General features: G+C 70.7%; 20 protein-coding genes, 1 tRNA gene and 1 pseudogene. 18 read left to right on the top strand and 4 right to left on the bottom strand.

All coding sequences use genetic code 11. From position 1 onward, the window contains the following. Positions 1-916: 916 nt before the first annotated feature. From ACZ63F_RS35605 to ACZ63F_RS35575, 7 genes are all read left to right on the top strand, one after another. Positions 917-2,203 (top strand): ABC transporter substrate-binding protein, encoded by a 1,287-nt coding sequence (locus ACZ63F_RS35605; protein WP_469717549.1) that lies wholly within the window; start codon positions 917-919, stop codon positions 2,201-2,203. An 11-nt stretch (positions 2,204-2,214) separates the two neighbouring features. Then, complete coding sequence (locus ACZ63F_RS35600; RefSeq protein WP_469717547.1) at positions 2,215-3,177, top strand: carbohydrate ABC transporter permease; 963 nt, start codon at positions 2,215-2,217, stop codon at positions 3,175-3,177. After that, the gene (locus ACZ63F_RS35595) at positions 3,174-4,061 is read left to right on the top strand and encodes a carbohydrate ABC transporter permease (RefSeq protein WP_469717545.1); all 888 of its coding nucleotides are present in this window, start codon (positions 3,174-3,176) and stop codon (positions 4,059-4,061) included. Before ACZ63F_RS35600 ends, ACZ63F_RS35595 begins: the two co-directional genes overlap by 4 nt. A 16-nt stretch (positions 4,062-4,077) precedes the next feature. Continuing rightward, positions 4,078-4,656 carry a hypothetical protein gene (locus tag ACZ63F_RS35590; protein WP_469717692.1) on the top strand — a complete coding sequence of 193 codons (579 nt, stop codon included), beginning with the start codon at positions 4,078-4,080 and terminating at the stop codon, positions 4,654-4,656. A gap of 102 nt (positions 4,657-4,758) precedes the next feature. Continuing rightward, entirely contained in the window at positions 4,759-7,497 is a 2,739-nt protein-coding gene (locus ACZ63F_RS35585) for an exo-rhamnogalacturonan lyase family protein (protein WP_469717543.1), read from the top strand. A 120-nt stretch (positions 7,498-7,617) separates the two neighbouring features. Beyond that, positions 7,618-8,064 (top strand): SRPBCC family protein, encoded by a 447-nt coding sequence (locus ACZ63F_RS35580; RefSeq protein ID WP_469717541.1) that lies wholly within the window; start codon positions 7,618-7,620, stop codon positions 8,062-8,064. Between the two features lie 39 nt (positions 8,065-8,103). Next, a tRNA-Val gene (locus tag ACZ63F_RS35575) sits at positions 8,104-8,178 on the top strand. A 123-nt stretch (positions 8,179-8,301) separates the two neighbouring features. Here ACZ63F_RS35575 and ACZ63F_RS35570 read toward each other — a convergent pair. Continuing rightward, entirely contained in the window at positions 8,302-9,027 is a 726-nt protein-coding gene (locus ACZ63F_RS35570; RefSeq protein ID WP_469717539.1) for an exonuclease domain-containing protein, read from the bottom strand. 169 nt (positions 9,028-9,196) lie between these two features. On the opposite strand from ACZ63F_RS35570, the gene ACZ63F_RS35565 reads away from it, so the two are divergent. The 3 genes from ACZ63F_RS35565 to thrS all read left to right on the top strand — a co-directional run bounded on the left by ACZ63F_RS35565 (position 9,197) and on the right by thrS (position 13,140). Further along, positions 9,197-9,820 (top strand): DUF4365 domain-containing protein, encoded by a 624-nt coding sequence (locus ACZ63F_RS35565; RefSeq protein WP_469717537.1) that lies wholly within the window; start codon positions 9,197-9,199, stop codon positions 9,818-9,820. Further along, positions 9,817-11,052 carry a hypothetical protein gene (locus tag ACZ63F_RS35560; RefSeq protein ID WP_469717535.1) on the top strand — a complete coding sequence of 412 codons (1,236 nt, stop codon included), beginning with the start codon at positions 9,817-9,819 and terminating at the stop codon, positions 11,050-11,052. Before ACZ63F_RS35565 ends, ACZ63F_RS35560 begins: the two co-directional genes overlap by 4 nt. Positions 11,053-11,163: 111 nt before the next feature. Then, positions 11,164-13,140, top strand: a complete 1,977-nt coding sequence (gene thrS / locus ACZ63F_RS35555; RefSeq protein ID WP_469717533.1) for a threonine--tRNA ligase — start codon at positions 11,164-11,166, stop codon at positions 13,138-13,140. Between the two features lie 27 nt (positions 13,141-13,167). On the opposite strand, the gene ACZ63F_RS35550 is transcribed toward thrS, so the two are convergent. Beyond that, a complete protein-coding gene (locus ACZ63F_RS35550) occupies positions 13,168-13,827 on the bottom strand; it encodes a potassium channel family protein (protein WP_469717531.1) in 660 nt (219 codons plus the stop codon). A 67-nt stretch (positions 13,828-13,894) separates the two neighbouring features. Here ACZ63F_RS35550 and ACZ63F_RS35545 point away from each other — a divergent pair, with 67 nt between their 5' ends. Next, positions 13,895-14,458: an HIT family protein gene (locus ACZ63F_RS35545; RefSeq protein ID WP_469717529.1), complete on the top strand. Its 564-nt coding sequence runs from the start codon at positions 13,895-13,897 to the stop codon at positions 14,456-14,458. 116 nt (positions 14,459-14,574) lie between these two features. Here ACZ63F_RS35545 and ACZ63F_RS35540 read toward each other — a convergent pair whose 3' ends face one another. Further along, entirely contained in the window at positions 14,575-16,218 is a 1,644-nt protein-coding gene (locus ACZ63F_RS35540) for a hypothetical protein (RefSeq protein WP_469717527.1), read from the bottom strand. Positions 16,219-16,370: 152 nt separating this feature from the next. Next, positions 16,371-18,569 carry an elongation factor G-like protein EF-G2 gene (locus ACZ63F_RS35535; protein ID WP_469717525.1) on the bottom strand — a complete coding sequence of 733 codons (2,199 nt, stop codon included), beginning with the start codon at positions 18,567-18,569 and terminating at the stop codon, positions 16,371-16,373. A gap of 222 nt (positions 18,570-18,791) precedes the next feature. Between ACZ63F_RS35535 and pgsA the strand changes: the two are divergent. From pgsA to ACZ63F_RS35500, 7 genes and pseudogenes are all read left to right on the top strand, one after another. Next, positions 18,792-19,527 (top strand): annotated as a pseudogene (gene pgsA, locus ACZ63F_RS35530) (phosphatidylinositol phosphate synthase). Further along, positions 19,524-20,432 (top strand): phosphatidylinositol mannoside acyltransferase, encoded by a 909-nt coding sequence (locus tag ACZ63F_RS35525; protein ID WP_469717523.1) that lies wholly within the window; start codon positions 19,524-19,526, stop codon positions 20,430-20,432. The pseudogene pgsA and the gene ACZ63F_RS35525 overlap by 4 nt, the downstream one beginning before the upstream one ends. Next, positions 20,429-21,589 carry a glycosyltransferase family 4 protein gene (locus tag ACZ63F_RS35520; RefSeq protein WP_469717521.1) on the top strand — a complete coding sequence of 387 codons (1,161 nt, stop codon included), beginning with the start codon at positions 20,429-20,431 and terminating at the stop codon, positions 21,587-21,589. The genes ACZ63F_RS35525 and ACZ63F_RS35520 overlap by 4 nt, the downstream gene beginning before the upstream one ends. A gap of 303 nt (positions 21,590-21,892) precedes the next feature. Beyond that, the gene (locus ACZ63F_RS35515; protein WP_469717518.1) at positions 21,893-22,444 is read left to right on the top strand and encodes a LemA family protein; all 552 of its coding nucleotides are present in this window, start codon (positions 21,893-21,895) and stop codon (positions 22,442-22,444) included. A gap of 104 nt (positions 22,445-22,548) precedes the next feature. Then, on the top strand, positions 22,549-23,454 hold the full coding sequence (pdxS, locus tag ACZ63F_RS35510) for a pyridoxal 5'-phosphate synthase lyase subunit PdxS (RefSeq protein ID WP_093505318.1): 906 nt from the start codon (positions 22,549-22,551) through the stop codon (positions 23,452-23,454). A gap of 4 nt (positions 23,455-23,458) precedes the next feature. Then, positions 23,459-24,061, top strand: a complete 603-nt coding sequence (gene pdxT, locus ACZ63F_RS35505; protein WP_469717516.1) for a pyridoxal 5'-phosphate synthase glutaminase subunit PdxT — start codon at positions 23,459-23,461, stop codon at positions 24,059-24,061. 52 nt (positions 24,062-24,113) lie between these two features. Then, a complete protein-coding gene (locus ACZ63F_RS35500; protein WP_351960527.1) occupies positions 24,114-24,866 on the top strand; it encodes a YebC/PmpR family DNA-binding transcriptional regulator in 753 nt (250 codons plus the stop codon). Positions 24,867-25,018: the final 152 nt, after the last annotated feature.

Here is a 25,018-nt window from a genome sequence, read left to right as displayed (position 1 = left end):
GCGCGCTCCCCCACCACACAAAGCCTCCCCCCCCCCCCCCCCCCCCCCCCCCCCCCCACCCCCCCCCCCCCCCCCCACCCCCCCCCCCCCCCCGCGGTCGTTCTGTGCCTCGGGGAGGGGTGCTGCGCTCACGGCGGCGACGGCGCGGCCACCTCTGCGGCGCGACTGCGGCCAGGGCCGTGCGGGGCGGGTGGCATGGCGTGCGAGGGCGTCCTGCCCCTGCGAGGCTTCGCGAGCGGCCGGGCGTGAGGCGCACGCGCCTGCGAGCCCCGCGTCTGCAAGCCGGCGGTGCCCCGCGTCTGCGGGCCTGCGGAGCCGCGCGTCTGCGGGCCTGCGGAGCCGCGGGCCCGCGGTGCAGCCGCCCAGTGAGCCTCCGAGCCGTCGGGTTCCCGGAACTCCGCCCGTCCCGCCCCGGCCCGGCCCCGGCGCGGTCGCTCTACGCAGCCTCAGGCGCTCGCGACGATTGTCGATGCGGGCGAGGGTGAGGGCGAGAGCGACGGGGAGGGCGAGGGCGACGGCCGGGGACGACGGTGGCGGTGAGGGCGTGGACGGTCGGCCCCGTGGCGTCTCACGCGACGGGGCATCGGCGCCGTCCGCCGAGGTCTCACACCTCCGACCACTGCCTGCCGCGGCCCACCCCACCCCGTCACCCCCTCACCGAAGCCAACCCGTAACCGCCGCTTCGCGTGGGCCTGTTCACGTTCGGCCCCTCGATCACACGCCGCTCACCTGCGACGTCGTCCGCCTCTGCCCTCCCGCGACCGCACCGCCCGGCCTCGTCCCGCCGGCCCCGCTCGCAAGAAATTCCTGTCCGCATCATTGACGCCTCACCGGCCCCTCCGTAACTTGTGCCAGCAAGCGCTTACTTGAAACGATTCATGCAGGCGTCGGCGACGCTGCGGGGAGGGGCCCGACTGTGGGAACCAGCAGGCATGTGGAGAGACGGACCATCCTGAAGGCGGCCGGGGCCTCGGCGGCGGCGCTCGGGCTCGCCGCGACGACCGGGTGCGGAGGCGGCACCGGCTCCGGGGACGGGACGGTGACGATCCGTTACTCGTGGTGGGGCGCCGAGGAGCGCGCACAGAAGATCAACAAGACCATCGCGCTCTTCGAGAAGAAGTACCCGAAGATCAAGGTCAAGACCGACTTTCAGACGTATGCGTCGTTCTGGGAGAAGTTCCAGACCCAGGCGGCCGGCGGAAATCCCCCGGACGTTTTCCAAAATGCCGTCACCTTTCTCCGGAAGTACGACAAGCGCGGAATTCTGCTCGACCTCAAGTCACAGATCCAGGCAGGAAATCTGAGCCTGGATCACTTCCGGGCCGGGGTGACCAAGGTCGGCGAGGTCGACGGAAAGCAGCTCGGAATCCCCGTCGGCTCCAACACCATGGCGCTGGTCATCGACAAGAAGGTCTACGAGAAGGCCGGTGTCGAGCCGCACACGGGCTGGACCTGGGACGACTACTTCAAGGCGCTGAAGACCATCCACGACAAGACCAAGATCGCGGGGGACACCGGCTACTTCACCATCATGTACCTCTACGACCTCTACCTCCGCCAGAACGGCAAGGCCTTCTACACCGCCGACGGACTCGGTTTCGACAAGGCCGACCTGACGGAGTGGTGGACCGACGGCTACAACCGCGTCAAGGCGGGCCTCGTCACCGACCCCAAGGTCGTCCAGCAGGACACGCCCAAGTCCTCCCTCTCCGCCGGGCACGGAGCCTCGGAGTTCACCTGGGACAACTTCACCGTCCGCTACTCCGCCGAGGGCGACAGCACCTACGGCCTCGCCCCGATCCCGACCACGGACGGCAAGCACACCGGGCAGTACCTCGCCTCCCTGATGCTGAGCGCCTCCACCCGCACCGCCCACCCCAAGGAGGTCGCGCAGTTCATCGACTTCATGGTCCACGACCCCGAGGTCGGCAAGATCATGGGCTACGACCGGGGAATCCTCGCGAGCACCGAGCAGTACACGGCGTACCGGCCGACGGACGCCGTGAACAAGGAGATCGCGCAGTACGAGGACGACACCGCCAAGGCCGGCGTCCTCGGCACGATCACCCCGCACCCCTCCGGTGCCGACACCATCGAGGCCGCCTTCCTGCGCATCGGCGGCGACCTCGGCCAGGGCAAGACCAAGGTCTCCGACGCGGTGAAGCAGTTCTTCACCGAGTCCGAGGCCGCCTTCCAGGCCTGAGGGGACCTGCCGTGACGCTCGTCAAGGACTCCCTGGCCGCCGCCCGCAAGACGCGTCCGGCCGCCTCCGCCTCCGCGGGGCGGCGGCCCGGCCGCCGACGCGAGAACCTCGCCGGCTACCTCTTCATGTCCCCGTGGATCGCGGGCTTCCTGCTGCTGACCGCGGGCCCGATGGCCGCCTCCCTCTACTTCGCGTTCACCGACTACAACCTCTTCAACTCCCCGAAGTGGGTCGGGCTCGACAACTTCACCAAGATGTTCGACGACCCGCGCTGGCAGAAGTCGGTGGAGGTGACGGCGAAGTACGTGGTCATCGGCACCCCGCTGAAGCTGCTGCTCGCCCTCGGGGTGGCGCTCCTCCTCGCCCAGAGCCGCCGCGGCCAGGCCTTCTACCGGGCCGCCTTCTACGCCCCCTCGCTCATCGGTGCGAGCGTCTCGGTCGGCTTCGTCTGGCGGTCGCTCTTCTCCGACGACGCGATCGTGGACCGTACCCAGTCCTTCTTCGGCTGGCATGTCGGCGGCTGGGTCGGCAACGCCGACTGGGTGCTCTACAGTCTGGTCGCCCTGACCGTGTGGCAGTTCGGCGCGCCCATGGTCATCTTCCTGGCGGGCCTGAAGCAGGTGCCGAAGGAGCTCTACGAGGCGGCAGAGATGGACGGCGCCGGAGCGCTGCGCAGGTTCTGGAACATCACCCTGCCGATGATCTCCCCGGTGCTGTTCTTCAACGTGCTCCTGGAGACCATCCACTCCTTCCAGATCTTCGGCTCGGCGTACGTCGTCTCCAACGGCACCTGCGGACCGGCCGACGGCACGCTCGTCTACACCTGCTACCTCTACGAGCAGGGCTTCAAGAACGCCCAGATGGGCTTCGCCGCCGCGATGGCCTGGATGCTGCTGCTGGCCGTGGCCCTGGTGACGGCCGTCCTCTTCTGGTCCCAGAAGAAGTGGGTGCACTACGAGGAGGGCCCCCGATGAGCGCGACCACCACCAAGCCGTCCCCGCTGCGCCGCTCCCTGCCGGGCCGGCGCCGGGCCGGCTCCCTCGGCTGGCACCTCGGCGCCCTGCTGGTCCTCGCGGTCATCCTCTACCCGGTGGTCTGGGTGATCGGCGCGTCCTTCAAGCCCAGCAAGGACATCATCAACAGCCTCCAGCTGTTCCCGGCCCACCCCATCCTGTCCAACTTCAAGGGCCTCGCCGACGGCATAGCGGACATCAGCATCTGGACGTTCTTCCAGAACTCCCTCTTCTACGCCGTCGGCGCCGTCGTCGGCGTGCTGGTCTCCTGCTCCCTCACCGCCTATGCCTTCGCCCGCATCCGGTTCGCCGGCCGGAACCTGCTCTTCTCCCTGATGATCGGCACCCTGCTCCTGCCGTACCACGTGCTGCTGATCCCGCAGTACGTGATGTTCCAGAAGCTGGGCTGGATCAACACCTACACCCCGCTGCTGATCGGCAAGTACCTGGCCACCGAGGCGTTCTTCGTCTTCCTGATGGTGCAGTTCATGCGGAACCTGCCCCGGGAACTCGACGAGGCGGCCAGGCTCGACGGCTGCGGGCACTTCCGCATCTACTGGTCGATCGTGCTGCCGCTGTGCCGGCCCGCCCTCATCACCAGCGCGATCTTCACCTTCATCAACGCCTGGAACGACTTCATGGGCCCGCTGATCTATCTCAACGAGCCCGGCAAGTACACGGTCTCGCTCGGCCTGATGATGTTCCGCGACTCCGACGGCGTCGCCGCCAACTACGGCGGGATGATCGCCATGTCCCTCGTCGCGCTGCTGCCCGTGCTGCTGTTCTTCCTCGCCTTCCAGCGCTATCTGATCGACGGAATGGCGACCTCCGGACTGAAGGGCTGATGACGTCGTGGCCGACGTGCGCGCAAGGCCGTCCGTCTTCGCGGAGCGGTTCGGGATCTTCGCCGAGTGCCTGCTCACCGGGGTGTGGATCGCGGTCGCGTCCCTGGGAGTGGTCACCTACCCGGCCGCCTTCGCCGCCGGCGCCCGGCACCTGCGCCGCCGTACCGGTCAGGTGCGGGGCGGCTGGCGGGAGTTCGTCGCGGACTTCCGGGTCGCCGTCCGCGGGGGCTGGCTCCTCGGGCTCGCGGGCTGGGGTGCGGTCGCCGCCGCCTGGACGGACGTCCAGGCGGTGCGCGCCGGGCTGCCCGGCGGGCCGCTCGTCGGTGCCGTGGGTCTGTTCGCGGTGATCGGCCTCGTGGTCGCGGGGCTGCGCGCGGCCGCCGTCTGGGCGCCCGGCGACCGCTGGCGCGCCCTGCTCACGGCGGCCGGCCGCCGTACCGTCGTGGACCCCGGCGGTTCCTTCCTGCTCGTCGGGGGAGCGGTCCTCGTGGTCTGTTCCGCGCTGCTCATCGCGCCGCTGGCGGTACCCGTGCTGGGCGCGGTGGCGGCGGCGGCCGTCGCGGTCGAGGAACGGCACCGACGCCGGCACGGCTGACCGGCCACGCACCAGGTGCGGCGCCCGGACGCCACACCTCCCTCTGTCATGCACCTGATCGCAACGTTCCGTTCCCCCAGCACCCGCACGGAAAGGCGGACCATGTCTCCCATCCCCCGCAGGTCCCTTCTCAAGGCGGCCGCCGTCGCCGGCGCCGCCGCCCGGTTCAGCTGGGCGCTGGGCGCGAAGGACGCGCAGGCCGCGCCCGGTGCCGAGGCCGCCGACGCGGACCCGGTGACCCTCGACTGGCTGGAGGACGGCGGCCTCGGTGCCGCGCCCGGCTCGACCGTCGGCGTGCCCTGGCCGATGGGCGCCTTCCAGGAGGACCAGACCTTCGCGCTGGCCGACGAGGACGGCAAGGACGTGCCCGTCCAGTCCTGGCCGCTCGCCCACTGGCCCGACGGTTCCCTCAAGTGGACCGCCCACGCCGTGAGTTCGGGCAACGGCAAGCTCACCCTCGCGGCGGGCGACCCGGCCGCCCCGGCGCAGCGGGTCACCGTCGACGAGCACGGCGGCACGATCGACGTCTCCACCGGCGTGATCGCCGTGAAGATCGGCAAGAACGGCTCGACGATCGTCAAGTCCGTCACCCGGGGCTCGACGGAGATCGCCGGGAACGGACGGCTCGTCCTCGTCCGCCAGCCCGAGATCGAGGACGAGGACCAGGGCACGGTCAGGACCGAGCGCTTCGACGGCGCGATCGACTCCGTCACCGTCGAACAGGACGGCCCGGTCCGGGCCGTCGTCCGCGTCGACGGCAAGCACCGCAAGGGAAGCCGGAGCTGGCTGCCGTTCTCGATCCGGCTCTACTTCTACGCGGGCGCCGACTCCTTCCGCATGGTCCACACGATCACCTACGACGGCACCCAGGAGCCCGGCAGGGCGAGCGGCGACTTCATCCGCGGGCTCGGCGTCCGCTTCAGCGTGCCGATGCGCGACGAGGCCTACGACCGGCACGTGCGCATCGGCGGCGAGGGCTCCGGCCTGCTGCGCGAGGCCGTCCAGGGCATCACCGGCCTGCGCCGCGACCCCGGTGCCACCGTCCAGGCGGCCCAGTACGCCGGGCAGAAGCTCGCCGACCCGTCCACCTGGGACCAGCGCGTCACCACCCGCCTCCCGTACATCCCGCACTGGGGCGACTACACCCTCGCCCAGCTCTCCGCCGACGGCTTCACCCTGCGCAAGCGCACGAAGAAGGGGTACGGCTGGATCGCGGCCGGCGGCGGCAGGCGGGCCTCCGGGTTCGGCTACGTCGGCGGGGCGAGCGGCGGACTCTCCTTCGGCCTCAGGGACTTCTGGGAGAGGTTCCCGGCCCAGCTCGACATCCGCGACGCGCACACCGACACGGCCGAGGTCACCCTCTGGCTCTGGTCGCCCGAGGCCCAGCCGATGGACCTGCGCTTCTACCACGACGGCATGGGCCAGGACACCTACGCCGAACAGCTCGAAGGCCTCAACATCACCTATGAGGACTACGAGCCGGGGTTCGGCACCCCCTACGGCATCGCCCGCACCTCCGAACTCCTCTTCTGGGCCAACGAGTCGACCCCCTCGGCGGACGCGCTGGCCGAACAGGCGGCGGCCGTACGGACGCTGCCGCAGCTCACCGCGCCGCCCCGGCAGCTCATCAAGGCCAAGGTCTTCGGCCCCGGCCTCTACTCCGAGCCCGACCGCTCCACCGCCGCCAAGGCGAAGATCGAGGACCACCTCGACTTCCTCTTCACCTACTACAAGGACCAGGTGGAGCAACGCCGTTGGTACGGCTTCTGGGACTACGGCGACTTCATGCACACCTACGACACCGTGCGCCACCAGTGGCGGTACGACGTCGGAGGCTACGCCTGGGACAACTCCGAGCTCTCGCCCGACCTGTGGCTCTGGTACGCGTACCTCAGGAGCGGCCGCGCGGACATCTTCCGGTTCGCCGAGGCGCTCACCCGGCACACCGGCGAGGTGGACGTCTACCACATCGGCCAGTGGGCCGGACTCGGCACCCGGCACGGCATCCAGCACTACGCCGACAGCGCCAAACAGCAGCGCATCTCCAACACCACCTACCGGCGCTTCTACTACTTCCTCACCGCCGACGAACGCGTCGGCGACCTCATGGCCGCCAACGTCGACTCCGACGAGACGTTCCTCGTCCTCGACCCGCAGCGCAAGGTCCGCACCGACCCCTACACCCCCGACCGGCACGCCCTGTCCATCGGCTTCGGCACCGACTGGAGCGGCCTGGTCTCGGCCTGGCTGACCGAGTGGGAGCGCAAGGGCCCCAAGTGGGAGAAGGCCAGGGCCCGCGTCCTGTCGACCATGGAAGGCATCGCCGCCCAGCCCAACGGGTTCGTCCAGGGCAGCGGCCTGTACGACCTCGACACCGGTACGTTCGCGACGGCGACCACTCCGGTCGTGTCGGTCTCCCACCTCTCGGCCGTCTTCGGTCTCAACGAACTCTGCGCCGAACTCATCCACCTGGTCGACATGCCGAAGTTCAACGAGGCGTACTTCGACTACTGCCGCTACTTCAACGCCACCAAGGCGGAACAGGCGGCGCGCTACGGCTCCGACTTCGGCACCCTGCTGCTGTTCCAGGGCCACTCGCGCCTCGACGCCTACGCCGCCGTCCAGACCGGCGACGCGACGCTCGCCCAGCGCGCGTGGACGAAGTTCTACAGCTCGGACGGCTACACGGAGTCCTCGCCGTGGAAGACCGAGCCGCTCTCCGGCCCGGTCACGCTCGTCGCGGGCGGCGAGGCGAGCTGGGTGTCCTCCAACGACACCGCGCTCTACGGGCTCGCCGCCATCGAGAACCTGGCCCTGCTCGGCGACAGGATGCCCTCGTAAGAGGGGTGGGGGAGCGCCGTCGCACGGGCGGCGGCGCTCGTACCGGCGAGTGTGGTCCAGGTCACTCCACAGGGGCATGAGTACGCGTACTCACTTCGGCCGGCCGGGCAGACTCCGTCCATGGACTGGACCCACTACCGTTTCCGCAGCCTGTGGTCCCTGCCGGTGCCGTGCTCCGTCGTCTACGACGCGCTGGAGCGGGTCGAGGACTATCCGGGCTGGTGGCCGCAGGTGCGGTCGGTGAACCGGCTGAACGACACGACGGGGGTCATCACGATCCGTTCCGTCCTTCCGTACGACATGACGTTCACGGCGCGGGAGACGCGACGTGATCCGGGGGCCGGCCTGCTGGAGGCGGCGATGACCGGTGACATCGAGGGCTGGTCCCGCTGGACGCTCACCCCCGACGGCACCGGCACCCTCGCCCGCTACGACCAGGTCGTCGACGTGAACAAGCCGCTGCTGCGCCGACTCGCCGTCCCCGGGCGGCCGTTCTTCCGCGCCAACCACCGGTTGATGATGCGGGCGGGACGGCGCGGACTGCTCGGGCACCTCCGAGCGGTTTGAACGAAACCCGCCGGTACCTGTATCGTTCTCTCCGTTCCCGGGCGATTAGCTCAGTGGGAGAGCGCTTCGTTCACACCGAAGAGGTCACTGGTTCGAACCCAGTATCGCCCACCACCGGGAAGGCCGGTCCGCGCCAGCGGGCCGGCCTTGTTCGTTCCCTCGGCCGTACGGTGGACTTCGCGGCCCGGGCCCGTCTGTCTCCCGGCCGGTCGCGCGCCGGTGGTGGCGCCCCGCCCGTCACGCCGCCGTCGGCAGTTCCGGCCGCAGCGGCCAGTCCTGGCTCACCGTCTCCGGTGTGCCGCTGCGGGTGAACCACGCCTGGAGGCCGCGCGCCTGCGCCGCGTGCCAGGTCGTCTGCAGGGTGTGCAGTTCGGCCGGGGTCAGGCGCTCCAGGCGGGCCGCGAAACGGCGGCCCAGCGCCCGTACGAGCTCCAGGGACGCGAGCGCGTCCGCGCCCGCGTCGTGCGCGCCTTCGAGGCTGACCTCGTAGTGCGCGCACAGGTCGGTCAGGGTCCGGCGGCCCTTGCGGTAGCGGTCCAGATGCTTGTCCAGGACCCGGGGATCGAGGACGAGCAGGGGGCTCACCTCGAACCAGCGGTCCAGCGAGGACGCCCGGTGCCGGCGCAACTCCCGGTCAAGCAGCGTCAGATCGAACGGCGCGTTCATCACCACCAGCGGGCGGTGCATCGCCGCGTGCTCGGCCAGTTCCTCGGCTATCTCATGCATCACCGGCGCCGGCCAGCGGCCGTTGCGCTGCAGGTGTTCGTCCGTCAGCCAGTGCACCGCCGTCGCCGCTTCCGGCACCGGCACACCCGGGTTGACCAGCCAGCGGGTCACCCGGGGGCGGGTGCCCGGGGCGTCCTGGACGACGACCGCGGCGGACACGATGCGGTCGGTCTCCACGTCCACGCCCGTGGTCTCCGTGTCGAAGGCCGCCAGGGGCCCCTCGTACCAGCACGTCATGCCAATACAACTCCTCGTTCACCCACGGCAGATGACGTTCCGTCTTCTGCCCGTTTGGTGATACCCGGGCCGTTTGCGGCGTACGCCGGAAGGACACAACAGGAGTGCGGGTCTTTGCAGTTCAGCGGCCCGCCACGGGGAAACTCTTTGGCTGGGAAGGCTGTTGGTCATGGCGATAGCGCAGCCCGAGCGGGGCGGGCTGCTGCCCGAACGCACGGGCCCCCATCGCGGCACACTCGCGACCACCGCATGCATGGAGACACTGCAGGTGGGCTATCTGCACGCCGTCGCGGCGGCGGCCGGCTGCTCGCTGTCCCAGCCGTTCCCGGACAACGGCATCGACTGGCACGTCAGCCACGGCTCGCCCGGTCACACCGTCGACGACGAGGTGACGATAAAGGTGCAGCTCAAGTGCACGTACCAGATCGCCCCCAACCCGCCCACCCGTCTCCCAGCACCACCCTCAACGGAGAGGGCTACGCCCCCGTCCCCCCGATTGGGACGTTTCTTCTCCTTCACGCTGGACAACGACCACCTGCGCAAGCTCGCCCGCACACCGGTGTCGGTGCACAAGATCCTGGTGGTGATGCTGGTGCCGCGCTCCCAGGACGACTGGCTGCGCGCCAGCCACGACCGGCTCGATCTGCGCCACTGCTGCTACTGGGTCAACCTGGCAGGGCACCCGATCACCGGCCGGCACCGGACCACCGTGCGGGTTCCGACCGCGCGCATCTTCGACGACCGGGCGCTCTGCGAGATCATGACGCGGGTCGGGACGGGAGGCAGACCATGAGGCACCGTCCGTACGAGGAGCAGCTGCGGGAGGTCCGGCCGCATCCCGACGATCTCCACGGTCCGCACTGGAACCGTCCCCCCGAGCCCGCCGAGGTCGACCCGGCCGTGCTGGGCGCCCTGCTGCGCCGGCACGGCTGGCAGCGGCGCGGGGGAGCACCCGGGCGCTACGGCCGCTGGACCCCACCCGGGCCGGGCGGCACCGGCACCAGCCTGCTGGTACCCGAGAGCCGCGCCTTCCCGGACAGTGACGACCTGCTCGTGGAGGCGCTCACCGCTCTCGTGCGCAGCGGCACCCCCGCCGCGCGTGAGGTACTGGTCGGGCTCGCCGTGCCCAGCGACGAGATCCGCTGGTGGCGGGACGTGCCCAGCGGACCGGTGGACGCCGCGTCCTGGACGGTCGAGGAGCAGCTGCGCACCGCTGCCCGGCAGACCCTGCTGGCCGGCGCGCTCGCCACGCGCGCGCGTGCCGGTTACTACGGCGCCCGGCACAAGCGCGCCGCCGCCGCGATGCTGGAGTCCGTCCTCGTCGGCTCGGCGGACGGCGGGCGCGGCCTTGCCGCCTTCGTGCCCGTCGGCACCGCACGGCCCCTCGCCGTACGCCTCCACCAGGCCCTGTACGCCGCCCGTGAGGCCATCGACTACCAGCGGGCCACCGGCGGCATGGACGCCTTCGACGGCGCCGTCGAGGCGGGTGTGAGCCGGGAGCTGACCGACGCCCTCGTCACGCTCGTGCGCGGCACGGAGGGCGCCCGCGTCTCGGTGGCGTGGGCACCGGGCGCCGGTGTCCCCGACGACTGCGCGGCCACCCCCGAGCCCATCGAGTTCTCACCCGGCGACCTGCCCGTGCTGCGCGAGGCCGGCGCCCGGTATCTGCGCGACGAGCCCTCGGTCGCGGTCCGGGTCACCGGCACCGTCGTCCGCATGCGCCGCTCCGAGCCGCGCGGCGAGGGCGCCGTACGGCTGCGGGTCATCGCCGGCGCCGAGGTGCCCTACGTCCGGGTCACCCTCGACGAGGAGGACTACCGGATCGCCGGCCAGGCCCACCTCGTCGGACTCCCGGTGCGGGTGCACGGCCGGCTGGAGAGCCGGGGCGGCTTCCGGCGGCTGTCCGGCGCCTTCGGGGTCGCACCGGTCCAGGTGGACGAGGCCGAGCGGGACCGGCTGATGAAGTCGCTGCAGGAGAACCTCGACTTCTTCGAGGAGGCGTGCAGCGGCGACGACTGCGACTGACCGGGGACGGCGGGTAACCGTTTAGCGATCGACGGTGCCGGGTCGGTACGATCCGGTATTGCGCGCGCTCCTGGTACGGCGCCCGCATTCGTCTTCAGTCAGGAGAGACCGGTGTCAGACGTCCGTGTGATCATCCAACGCGATTCCGAGCGGGAAGAGCGCGTGGTGACGACGGGCACTACGGCCGCCGAGCTCTTCGCCGGCGAGCGCGCGGTCGTCGCCGCCCGGGTGGCCGGTGAGCTCAGGGACCTCGCGTACGAGGTGCAGGACGGCGAGACCGTCGAGGCCGTCGAGATCTCCTCGGAGGACGGCCTCAACATCCTGCGCCACTCCACCGCCCACGTCATGGCCCAGGCCGTCCAGGAGCTCTTCCCCGAGGCCAAGCTGGGCATCGGCCCGCCGGTCAAGGACGGCTTCTACTACGACTTCGACGTCGAGAAGCCCTTCCACCCCGATGACCTCAAGGCCATCGAGAAGAAGATGCAGGAGATCCAGAAGCGCGGGCAGAAGTTCGCGCGCCGGGTCGTCACGGACGAGGAGGCCCGCGCCGAGCTGGCCGACGAGCCGTACAAGCTGGAGCTGATCGGCCTCAAGGGCTCCGCGTCCAGCGACGACGGCGCGGACGTCGAGGTCGGCGCCGGCGAGCTGACGATCTACGACAACCTGGATGCCAAGACCGGCGAACTGTGCTGGAAGGACCTCTGCCGCGGTCCCCACCTGCCCTCCACCCGCCTGATCCCGGCGTTCAAGCTGATGCGCAACGCGGCCGCCTACTGGCGCGGCAGCGAGAAGAACCCGATGCTCCAGCGCATCTACGGCACCGCCTGGCCGTCCAAGGACGAGCTGAAGGCGTACCTCGACTTCCTCGCCGAGGCCGAGAAGCGCGACCACCGCAAGCTGGGCAGCGAGCTGGACCTGTTCTCCATCCCGGAGCAGATCGGCTCCGGCCTCGCCGTCTTCCACCCCAAGGGCGGCGTGATCCGCCGGGTCATGGAGGACTACTCGCGCCGCCGGCACGAGGAGGAGGGCTACGAGTTCGTCTACACCCCGCACGCCACGAAGGGGAAGCTCTTCGAGACCTCCGGGCACCTGGACTGGTACGCCGACGGCATGTACCCGCCCATGCAGCTCGACGAGGGCGTGGACTACTACCTCAAGCCCATGAACTGCCCGATGCACAACCTGATCTTCGACGCGCGCGGCCGGTCCTACCGTGAACTGCCCCTGCGTCTCTTCGAGTTCGGGACCGTGTACCGGTACGAGAAGTCGGGCGTCGTGCACGGCCTGACCCGGGCCCGCGGCTTCACCCAGGACGACGCGCACATCTACTGCACCAAGGAGCAGATGGCGGAGGAGCTCGACAAGACGCTCACCTTCGTCCTGAACCTGCTCCGCGACTACGGCCTCACCGACTTCTACCTGGAGCTGTCCACCAAGGACCCGGAGAAGTTCGTCGGCTCCGACGAGGTCTGGGAGGAGGCCACGGAGACGCTCCGCTCGGTCGCCGAGAAGCAGGGCCTCCCGCTCGTCCCCGACCCGGGCGGCGCCGCCTTCTACGGCCCGAAGATCTCCGTGCAGACCAAGGACGCCATCGGCCGCACCTGGCAGATGTCGACCGTCCAGCTCGACTTCAACCTGCCCGAGCGGTTCGACCTGGAGTACACCGCGGCCGACGGCTCCAAGCAGCGTCCGGTGATGATCCACCGTGCCCTGTTCGGCTCCATCGAGCGGTTCTTCGCGGTGCTCCTGGAGCACTACGCGGGCGCCTTCCCGGCATGGCTGGCGCCGGTCCAGGCGGTCGGCATCCCGATCGGCGACGGGCACGTCGAGTACCTGCAGAAGTTCGCGGCCGAGGCCCGGAAGAAGGGCCTGCGGGTCGAGGTCGACGCGTCCTCCGACCGGATGCAGAAGAAGATCCGCAACGCCCAGAAGCAGAAGGTGCCCTTCATGGTCATCGCGGGCGACGAGGACATGACGGCCGGCTCGGTCTCCTTCCGCTACCGCGACGGTTCGCAGGAGAACGGCATCCCGTTCGACGAGGCCATCGCCAAGATCGTGAAGGTGGTCGAGGACCGGACCCAGGTCTGACCCGGCTGCGTCCAAGGCCCTCGGGGATCAGTTCTCCGGGGGCCTTCTCCCGTCCTCGCTCAGCGCGAACCGCTGCAGCATCCAGGACGAGAACGACCCCGTGACCGTGCCCAGCAGGGCCAGACCGCAGGCCATCATCCCCGCGGCGATGAACCGCCCCAGGGTGGTCACCGGGACGTAGTCGCCGTAACCGACCGTGGAGAGGGTCGAGCAGGTCCACCACAGCGAGTCGCCGAAGGTGCGGATGCTGGCGTGCGGGGCCGACCGTTCGACCTGGTAGACGGCGAGGGCGCCGGAGAAGCCCAGGAGCGAGATCGACAGCGTCGAGTACGCCGCCACGCGCGCGTGCAGCGAGAGCCGGGGCTCCCCGCGCCGCCGCTGGATCGACTCGTAGGTCCGCACCACCCGCACCGGCCGCAGCAGGGGCAGCACCAGGACGACTGTCTCCAGCCAGTGCCGCCGGACGAACCCCGGTCCCTCACCGCTGAGCCGCCAGCGCACCGCGTAGTCGACGGCGAACATCGCCCAGGCCGTGTACAGCAGCGTCAGGAAGACGACGTGTGCCGCGTGGGGCAGCCGGGGCAGCAGCACATGCACCGCGTACGAGCCGAGGAAGACCAGCGACGCGATGCCGAGCACCAGGTCGGTCCTGCGGTCCCAGCGGTTCAGCCGGCTGTCCTCGTCCATCCGCCCAGCTTGGCCGCCGGGAGCTTTCCCGTGGCCCCGGCGACACGCCGCGAACGGGCGAAGCCATATGCTGCCTAGCATGACGAGTGAGCCGGAGCAGCAGATCGGAGTGGGGACGCAGGACGCGTTCCAGCGCCTGTGGACGCCCCACCGGATGGCCTACATCCAGGGTGAGAACAAGCCGACCGGTCCGGGCGCCGACGACGGCTGTCCCTTCTGCTCGATCCCGGCCAAGTCCGACGAGGACGGGCTGGTCGTCCGGCGCGGCGAGCACGTCTACGCGGTGCTCAACCTCTACCCGTACAACGGCGGCCACCTGATGACGGTCCCGTACCGGCACGTCGCCGACTACACGGACCTGACCGGGCCGGAGACGGTCGAGCTGGCCGAGCTGACCAAGCAGGCGATGACCGCGCTGCGCACGGCGTCCGGCGCCCACGGCTTCAACATCGGCATGAACCAGGGCACGGTGGCGGGCGCCGGCATCGCGGCCCACCTCCACCAGCACATCGTGCCGCGCTGGGGCGGCGACACGAACTTCATGCCGGTGGTGGGCCACACCCGGGTACTGCCCCAGCTCCTGGCGGACACCCGCAAGATGCTGGCCGAGGCCTGGCCGACGTCGCGTTGAGCAGCTTGTCCGGCGGCTGAGGACGAGGCCGTTCAGGCCGAAGCGCGGGGGTCTGGGGGCGGCAGCCCCCAGGGGCAGGCGCCCGCACCCGCCTCTTCGGGCGAACCGCAGGAGGCTCACGCGTCGTACGTGTCGGCCTTCTTCGGCGACGCCTCCTGGACCGAACCGCTGAGCGCTCCCGCCCGTGCGTTGAACTTGTCCATGTTGACGTCGTGCTCCTTGAGCACGGTGAACGCGGCCCGGTGCACCGCCCGGAGCACCGGTGTGGCCGCGCGAAGCGCGTCGTCGGCCATGAAGCGGTGCTTCCACGGCTGGTCGGCCCAGGCGTGCCGGAGGCCGAACGGCTCGGGCAGGCCTATGGAGCCGCCGAGCCACTTCAGCAGCGGCGGATACCAGCTGATCGACGCCCGCGCGGCGAGCCGGACCACCTCGTCCGGGGTGACCAGGGGCAGCTTGACCGTGCGGGTCTCCCAGAACCGGACGGTCTTGGCGACCGTCTTGGTGGGGGCCTCGGGCTTGCTGCTGAACAGGCCGTTGACCGGTCCGAGGGCATGTCCGGTGACCTCGATCCGCAGGGTCTCCTTCAGCACGGTCACGGTGGCCATCATCGTGATGATCAGGCCGCCGTCCCACAGGTGCGGCCACTGCACGCCCAGGTAGTGCCGCTCGCCCTTGCCGAAGTGGTTGCTGTTGCAGATCCGCTCGACGTCGGCGGGCCCCACCTGGTAGTCGGTCCCCTCGGGCCGGGACACCTCCTTGGCGCCCTCTCCGACATGGGTGACGATCCAGTGCTTGACCTGCGGTGTCGGGAAGCCGCCGGTCTTCAGGTGCTGCCGGTGCAGCACGCTCAGCTCCTTCTCGATCTCCCGGACGACCGTCCAGGCGCGGAACTCGTGGATGCCCTTGACCGGATCGAGCGGGACCAGCTCCTCGGCGAGGTGCCAGGAGCCCCAGCGGGTGCCCATGCCGAGTATGCCCTTGGGGCCCGCGTAGAAGACCGAGTTGGACTGCTGCTCGGCGCTGAGCCGGGCCAGGGACTGGCGCAGCTGCTCGGCGGCGGCCTGGTCGGGGCTGGTCGGCACCGCCTCGGGGACCTTCGCCCCGACGCTGCCACCGGAGAGCAGGCCGCCCCAGGCCTCGCGCAGGTCCAGAGCGGTGCGCTCGCACAGCCGCTTGGCCAGGTACCAGCCGACGACGGGGAGCACGACGCACCCGCGCGCGTACCAGCCCCAGAATCCGGCGAGGGGCATCCGGATCAGGAAGAGGACCGCGAGGACGCCGACGGCGGCCAGCAGGGCGCTGCCGAACCCGGAGACCCGCCTGTTGCCGGCCTTCAGCATGGTGGCGCGGAGCTGGAAGACGCCCAGCCAGACCAGCAGGCCGGGCAGGAAGAGCACGCCGAACAGGAACATGACGGCGGTGAGCCGGTTGTCGCGCTCCCGGCGGATGCGGTTGGCGGCGAGGCAGTGCTCGACGACCACCTGGGGCTCGCTGCCGAAGGACTGGACGAGGGGTTTGCGGCCGACGCCCAGCATGCGGTCGATGATCGCCTGGGAGTACGCCTCACCGAAGTTGGGCCGGAATATCTTCGCCCACTTGCGGCCTTCCTTGACCTCGGACTGGTGCCACTCGTTGTCGGCCTTCTTGATCTCCTCCATGGGCGTGTCCCGGTACGCCGCCGAGGCCAGGGCGTAGGTCGGTGCCTGCGCCTCGCCGCCCGGCCTGGGCACCTGTGGCCCGAAGAAGTCCTCGAAGCTCATTCCCGCCCCCACTTGCCGCTGTCCCGCTCCTGCGGCCTTCCCGACTTCCGTACTCCGCACACCTGTTGATCAAGTAGTCAGAGTATCCCCAGCCACCGACAACCGTCGGCGGACGGCCGAAGCCGCCCGCCGGACACCCCCGGTGACACCGGTCACGAGGTGTTTTTGGCCTGTTCGCGAATCCTCTCGGCGATCTGCGGCGGCATCGGCTCGTGCCGGGCGTAGGAGCGGCTGAAACGCGCCGTGCCGTGCGACAGTGAGCGCAGGTCGACCGCGTACCGGCCGATCTCGAACTCCGGTACCTCGGCCTTGATCAGGGTGCGGCCGCCGCTGGTCTGCTCGGTGCCGAGCACCCGGCCGCGCCGCCCCGACAGGTCGCTCATCACCGCGCCCACGTAGTCGTCACCGACCAGCACGGACACCTCGGCCACCGGTTCCAGGAGGTGGATCTTCGCGTCCGCGGCGGCCTCCCGCAGCGCCAGCGCGCCCGCCGTCTGGAAGGCGGCGTCGGAGGAGTCCACCGAGTGCGCCTTGCCGTCGAGCAGGGTGACCCGCACGTCGACCAACTGGTAGCCGGCGGCGACCCCCTTGACGGCCTGGGCCCTGATGCCCTTCTCGACCGAGGGGATGAACTGCCGGGGCACGGCGCCGCCGACCACCTTGTCGACGAACTCGATGCCGGAGCCGCCCGGCAGGGGCTCCACCTCGATCTCGCAGATCGCGAACTGCCCGTGCCCGCCGGACTGCTTGACGTGCCGGCCGCGCCCGGCGGACTTCCCGGCGAACGTCTCCCGCAGGGACACCTTGTGCGGTACGACGTCGACCTGGACGCCGTAGCGGCTGCGCAGCCGTTCCAGGGCGACGTCCGCGTGCGCCTCGCCGAGGCACCACAGCACCACCTGGTGGGTGTCCTGGTTCTGTTCGAGCCGCATGGTCGGGTCCTCGGCGACGAGGCGGGCGAGGCCCTGGGAGAGCTTGTCCTCGTCGGCCTTGCTGTGCGCCTCGATGGCGAGCGGCAGCAGCGGGTCGGGCATCTCCCACGGCTCCATGAGCAGCGGGTCGTCCCGGCCCGAGAGCGTGTCGCCGGTCTCCGCGCGGCCGAGCTTCGCCACGCATGCCAGGTCACCGGCGATGACGTGCGTGACCGGGCGCTGCTGCTTGCCGAACGGCGTGGACAGCGCGCCGATCTTCTCGTCGACGTCGTGGTCCTCGTGGCCGCGGTCGGCGAGGCCGTGCCCGGAGACGTGGACGGTCTCGTCGGGGCGCAGCGTGCCGGAGAAGACCCGGACCAGGGAGACTCGGCCGACGTACGGGTCGGACGCGGTCTTCACGACCTCCGCGACCAGCGGGCCGTCGGTGTCGCACGGTTTGATGTCGCGCGGTGTGCCGTCGATGGTGGTGACACCCGGAGTGGGGTGCTCGAACGGCGTCGGGAAGCCGCCGGTGACCAGTTCCAGGAGCTCGACCGTGCCGAGGCCCTGGCGGGCGCCGTCGGCGGCCGGTGCGGCGGCCAGGACGGGGAAGAAGGCCCCGCGTGCCACGGCCCGCTCCAGGTCCTCGATCAGCGTCTTGAGGTCGATCTGCTCGCCGCCCAGGTAGCGGTCCATGAGCGTCTCGTCCTCGCTCTCCGAGATGATCCCCTCGATCAGCCGGTTGCGGGCGTCCTCGATGTCCGGCAGCTGGTCGGGGCCCGGCTCGGACTCCTTGCGCTCCCCGGTGGAGTAGTCGAACAGCTTCTGCGTGAGCAGCCCGACCAGGCCGGTCACGGGCGCGTGCCCGTCCGGGCCCTGCGGGCCGTACAGCGGCGTGTAGAGCGGGAGCACGGCGTCGGGGTCGTCGCCGCCGAACGCCTCGGCGCACACCCGGGTCATCTCCGTGAAGTCCGCGCGGGCGGCCTCCAGGTGCGTGACGACGATCGCCCGCGGCATGCCGACGGCCGCGCACTCCTCCCACACCATCCGGGTCGAGCCGTCCACCCCGTCCGAGGCCGAGACGACGAAGAGGGCCGCGTCCGCCGCGCGCAGACCGGCCCTCAGCTCACCGACGAAGTCGGCGTATCCCGGGGTGTCCAGGATGTTGATCTTGATTCCGTTCCATTCGACCGGCACCAGGGACAGCTGTACGGAGCGCTGCTGCCGGTGCTCGATGTCGTCGTAGTCCGAGACGGTCCCGCCGTCCTCCACCCGGCCCGCCCGGTTCACCGCTCCCGCGGTCAGCGCGAGCGCCTCCACCAAGGTGGTCTTGCCCGATCCGGAGTGGCCGACCAGCACCACATTCCGTACAGACGCGGGGTGGTCGGCCGCCCTTGCCCTGCCGGCGGCTCCGGGGTGTTCCTTGACCTTGTCGCCCATGGTTTTGCCTCCCGTGCACGGTGAGGTCTCTGTGGGCGCGGGCGAGCATGGCGGGCCGCGTGCGGTGGCGGCTCCGATGACGCCCGCGGTTATTCGAGCTTTCCACTCCCGTCACGGTGCGTCCATACGAAGGACGTGATCGCGCAGCCGGGACCTGTCCGGCCGGGCCGCCGGTCCCGACTGAGAGTGCCCGCCCGTCGCCCGCACGCGCGCGTGGCTACGATGGGCCAGCCGGGGTGGCCAGCAGGGGCCGCACGGCGCAACGACCGTCGGGAAGGCCATGCTGAACAAGTACGCGCGTGCATTCTTCACGCGTGTCCTCACACCGTTCGCCGCGTTTCTCATCCGCCGGGGCGTGAGCCCGGACACGGTCACGCTCCTCGGCACGGCCGGAGTGGTCGCGGGCGCGCTGGTCTTCTTCCCCCGGGGCGAGTTCTTCTGGGGCACGATCGTGATCACGCTGTTCGTGTTCTCGGACCTGGTGGACGGCAACATGGCCCGCCAGCTGGGCCGCACCAGCCGCTGGGGCGCCTTCCTCGACTCCACCCTGGACCGGGTCGCCGACGGCGCGATCTTCGGCGGCTTCGCCCTCTGGTACGCGGGCAACGGGAACAACGACGTCCTGTGCGCGGTCTCCATCTTCTGCCTGGCCAGCGGCCAGGTGGTGTCGTACACGAAGGCGCGCGGCGAGTCGATCGGGCTGCCGGTGGCGGTCAACGGTCTCGTGGAGCGCGCCGAGCGCCTGGTGATCTCGCTCGTGGCGGCCGGTCTGGCCGGCTTCCACAAGTTCGGCGTGCCGGGCATCCAGATCCTGCTCCCGGTCGCGCTGTGGATCGTCGCCGTGGGCAGCCTGGTCACCCTGGTCCAGCGGGTCGTCACGGTCCGCCGGGAGTCCGCAGAGGCGGAGGCCGCGGCCGACCGCGAGAAGGCCTCGCACGGGAGCGAGGCCGGGCAGTGACCGCCGCCGACCGGGTCACCGACGCTCTGTACGGTTTCGGCTGGAGCACCGTCAAGAAGCTCCCCGAGCCGGCCGCCGTGCGCCTCGGCAACTCCATCGCGGACCTCGTCTGGAAGCAGCGCGGCAAGGGCGTCCAGCGGCTCGAGTCCAACTACGCGCGCGTGCGGCCCGACGCGAGCCCGGAGCGGCTGCGCGAACTCTCCCGCGCCGGCATGCGCTCGTACCTGCGCTACTGGATGGAGTCCTTCCGGCTGCCGTCGTGGAGCGAGGAGCGGATCCGCAGCGGCTTCGTCCCCAAGGACGTCCACCACCTCACCGACGGCCTCGCCTCCGGCCGCGGCGTGATCCTCGCGCTGCCGCACCTGGCCAACTGGGACCTGGCCGGCGCCTGGGTCACCACCGAGCTGCGGACGCCGTTCACCACGGTCGCCGAGCGCCTCAAGCCCGAGACGCTGTACGACCGCTTCGTCGCCTACCGGGAGGGCCTCGGCATGGAGGTCCTGCCGCACAGCGGGGGCTCCGCCTTCGGCACCCTGGCCCGCAGGCTGCGCGACGGCGGCCTGGTCTGCCTGGTCGCCGACCGAGACCTGTCCGCCTCCGGCGTCGAGGTCGACTTCTTCGGCGACACCGCGCGGATGCCCGCCGGACCGGCCCTGCTGGCCCAGCAGACCGGCGCGATACTGCTGCCCGTGACGCTCTGGTACGACGACACCCCCGTCCTGCAGGGCCGGGTGCACGCCCCGATCGAGGTACCCGAGTCAGGTGACCGGGCCGCGAAGACGTCTGTCATGACACAGGCGCTGGCCGACGCCTTCGCCACCGGGATCGCCGACCATCCGGAGGACTGGCACATGCTTCAGCGCTTGTGGCTGGCCGACCTCGACCCCGCGAAGGGACCGTCGTGAGGATCGGCATCGTCTGCCCCTACTCCTGGGACGTCCCGGGGGGCGTCCAGTTCCACATCCGCGACCTCGCGGAGTACTTCATCCGCCTGGGCCACGACGTCTCCGTCCTCGCCCCCGCCGACGACGACACGCCGCTGCCGCCCTACGTCGTCTCGGCCGGCCGCGCGGTCCCGGTGCCCTACAACGGCTCGGTGGCCCGCCTCAACTTCGGTTTCCTGTCCGCCGCGCGGGTGCGCCGCTGGCTGCACGACGGCGCGTTCGACGTGGTCCACATCCACGAGCCGACCTCCCCGTCCCTCGGCCTGCTGACCTGCTGGGCGGCGCAGGGCCCGATGGTGGCGACCTTCCACACCTCCAACCCGCGCTCCCGCGCGATGATCGCCGCGTACTCGATCCTCCAGGCGGCCCTGGAGAAGATCAGCGCCCGGATCGCGGTCAGCGAGTACGCCCGCCGCACCCTGGTCGAGCACCTCGGCGGCGACGCCGTCGTGATCCCCAACGGCGTCGACGTCGACTTCTTCGCCGAGGCCGAGCCGCGCCCCGAGTGGCAGGGCGACACCATCGGCTTCATCGGCCGCATCGACGAGCCCCGCAAGGGCCTCCCGGTCCTGATGAAGGCGCTGCCCAGGATCCTCGCCGCCCGCCCGCAGACCCGGCTCCTGGTGGCCGGCCGGGGCGACGAGGAGGCCGCGGTCGAGTCCCTCCCCGCCGAGCTGCGCCCCCGCGTCGAGTTCCTCGGCATGATCAGCGACGCGGACAAGGCCCGCTTCCTGCGCAGCATCGACCTGTACATCGCGCCCAACACGGGCGGCGAGAGCTTCGGGATCATCCTGGTCGAGGCCCTGTCGGCGGGCGCCCCCGTCCTCGCCTCCGACCTCGACGCCTTCGCCCAGGTCCTGGACCAGGGAGCGGCGGGCGAACTGTTCGCCAACGAGGACGCGAACGGGCTGGCCGAGGCCGCGATACGGCTCCTGGAGGACCCGGAGCGCCGGGCCGCGCTGAGCGAGCGCGGCAGCGTGCACGTGCGGCGCTTCGACTGGTCCACCGTGGGCGCGGACATCCTGTCCGTCTACGAAACGGTGACCGCGGGCGCGGCGGCGGTGGCGGCCGACGAGCGGTCGGGGCTGCGGGCGCGGTTCGGGCTGGCGCGGGACTAGGGCCTGTCTGACAATTCCCGCCTGCCTCACGACGCCATGCACGCACTCTCGCCGCACCGGGCCCTGACCCAAGTACGTCCAGTACGTGGGCCAGGGCCCGGCACACCGAGAGCACGCACCTGACGCCGCGAGGCCGCCCTCCGGGCGACGACGGGAATTGTCAGACAGGCCCTAGCCGCTCCGCGCGGAGGGCCGCGATGTGCGGGTGCCGTTCGACGGGTGCGGCGCCGTTGTGGCCGGCCGCGCGGTTCCCCGCGCCCCTGACGGGACGCCGTGGTGGGCGCTTCCGATAGCGTTCCGTCCGTGACCGCAACGCTCGTCTGGACTCTCTGGATCCTCGCCGCCCTCGTGGTGATCGGCCTGTACCTGAGCTGGACCGCCGGCCGGCTGGACCGGCTGCACGCGCGCATCGACGCGGCCCGGGCCGCGCTCGACGCGCAGTTGCTGCGGCGGGCCTCCGTGGCCCAGGAGCTGGCGACCTCGGGGGTGCTGGACCCCGCGTCCTCGATCGTGCTGTACGAGGCCGCGCACGCCGCCCGGCAGGCCGAGGAGGAACAGCGGGAGGTCGCGGAGAGCGAGCTGAGCCAGGCTCTGCGGGCCGTCTTCGAGCACCCGCAGCAGGTCGAGGAGGTCCGGGTGGCCCCCGGCGGCGACGCGGCCGCGAGCGAGCTGGCCGAGGCCGTACGCCGGGTCCCGATGGCCCGCCGCTTCCACAACGACGCCGTCGGCGCGGCCCGCCGGCTGCGCCAGCACCGCAAGGTCCGCTGGTTCCGGCTGGCCGGGCACGCCCCCTTCCCGCTGGCCTTCGAGATGGACGACGAGCCGCCCGCCGCGCTGGTCGAGCGCACGGCCTGACCGGAAAACGATCCACCGCCTTCCCATTGGCCCTTGCTGTGGACTGGTCCACTCGCGTTTCCTCGGTGTTTGCAGAAACCCTCTTTCAGCGAGTGAGGTCACCCGTGTCCACCAGTGAGAACCAGACCCCCGAGACCGGCACCGCCCGTGTGAAGCGCGGCATGGCCGAGCAGCTCAAGGGCGGCGTGATCATGGACGTCGTCACGCCGGAGCAGGCGAAGATCGCCGAGGACGCGGGCGCCGTCGCCGTCATGGCCCTCGAGCGGGTCCCGGCCGACATCCGCAAGGACGGCGGCGTGGCCCGGATGTCCGACCCGGACATGATCGAGGGCATCATCGAGGCCGTCTCGATCCCGGTGATGGCGAAGTCCCGCATCGGCCACTTCGTCGAGGCCCAGGTCCTGCAGTCGCTGGGCGTCGACTACATCGACGAGTCCGAGGTCCTCACGCCGGCCGACGAGGTCAACCACTCCGACAAGTGGGCCTTCACCACGCCCTTCGTCTGCGGCGCCACCAACCTCGGCGAGGCCCTGCGCCGGATCGCCGAGGGCGCGGCCATGATCCGCTCCAAGGGCGAGGCCGGCACCGGCAACGTCGTCGAGGCCGTCCGCCACCTGCGCCAGATCAAGGGCGAGATCGCCAAGCTGCGCGGCTGCGACAACAACGAGCTGTACGCCGCCGCCAAGGAGCTGCGCGCTCCCTACGAGCTGGTCAAGGAGGTCGCCGAGCTCGGCAAGCTGCCGGTCGTGCTGTTCTCCGCCGGCGGCGTCGCCACCCCGGCCGACGCGGCCCTGATGCGCCAGCTCGGCGCCGAGGGCGTCTTCGTCGGATCGGGCATCTTCAAGTCCGGCGACCCGGCCAAGCGCGCCGCCGCCATCGTCAAGGCGACCACCTTCTACGACGACCCGAAGATCATCGCGGACGCGTCCCGCAACCTCGGCGAGGCCATGGTCGGCATCAACTGCGACACCCTCCCCGAGACCGAGCGCTACGCCAACCGCGGCTGGTAACCCCATGAACACTCCTGTCATAGGCGTCCTGGCCCTCCAGGGCGACGTACGGGAGCACCTCATCGCCCTGGCCGCGGCGGACGCCGTGGCCAGGCCGGTCCGGCGCCCCGAGGAGCTCGCCGAGGTGGACGGCCTGGTCATCCCCGGCGGCGAGTCCACCACCATCTCCAAGCTGGCCGTCCTCTTCGGCGTGATGGAACCCCTCCGCGCGCGCGTGCGCGACGGCATGCCCGTCTACGGCACCTGCGCCGGCATGATCATGCTCGCCGACAAGATCCTCGACCCGCGCTCGGGCCAGGAGACCATCGGCGGCATCGACATGATCGTGCGCCGCAACGCCTTCGGGCGGCAGAACGAGTCGTTCGAGGCGGCGGTCGACGTGCGCGGCATCGGCGGCGATCCTGTAGAGGGCGTCTTCATCCGCGCCCCCTGGGTCGAGTCCGTGGGCGCCGACGTCGAGGTGCTCGCCGAGCACGACGGCCACATCGTCGCGGTCCGCCAGGGCAACGCGCTCGCCACGTCGTTCCACCCGGAACTCACCGGCGACCACCGTGTGCACGCCCTGTTCGTCGACATGGTGGACGCGGACCGGGCGGCGGAGTCCTAGTAGGATCTCTGGCGTTCGTTGTTTGGATGGGTTACGCGAAGGAGACAGGCAGATGTCCGGCCACTCTAAATGGGCTACGACGAAGCACAAGAAGGCCGTGATCGATGCCAAGCGCGGCAAGCTCTTCGCGAAGCTGATCAAGAACATCGAGGTCGCGGCCCGGATGGGCGGCGTCGACATCGACGGCAACCCGACCCTCTACGACGCCATCCAGAAGGCGAAGAAGCAGTCGGTCCCGAACAAGAACATCGACTCCGCGGTCAAGCGCGGCGGCGGCCTCGAGGCCGGCGGCGCCGACTACGAGACGATCATGTACGAGGGCTACGGCCCGAACGGCGTCGCGGTGCTCATCGAGTGCCTCACCGACAACCGCAACCGCGCCGCCTCCGACGTCCGCGTCGCCATGACCCGCAACGGCGGCTCGATGGCCGACCCGGGCTCGGTGTCGTACCTCTTCAACCGCAAGGGCGTCGTGATCGTCCCCAAGGGCGAGCTGTCCGAGGACGACGTCCTGGGTGCCGTCCTGGACGCGGGTGCCGAGGAGGTCAACGACCTGGGCGAGTCCTTCGAGGTGCTGAGCGAGGCCACCGACCTGGTCGCGGTCCGTACCGCCCTCCAGGAAGCCGGCATCGACTACGACTCCGCCGAGGCCAACTTCGTCCCGACCATGCAGGTCGAGCTGGACGAGGAGGGCGCCAAGAAGATCTTCAAGCTGATCGACGCCCTGGAGGACAGCGACGACGTCCAGAACGTCTTCGCCAACTTCGACGTCAGCGACGAGGTCATGGAGAAGGTCGACGCGTAGCGCTGCCGCGGGCCGAGCCGAGTCGGGGGGGGGGGGGGGGGGGGTCCCCCCCCCCCCCCCCCCTTTTCGTGGCCAAGGGGGAACTCGGGACCACCCCAAAGAAAAGCTTGACGGACACGAAAACAAGGGTAGGGAAAAAAAGAAGGTTCGAA

This window comes from Streptomyces sp. NPDC104761 (genome assembly GCF_055583445.1).
Note: the sequence above shows the minus strand (reverse complement) of the source record. Positions and strands in the feature narration are given on the sequence as shown.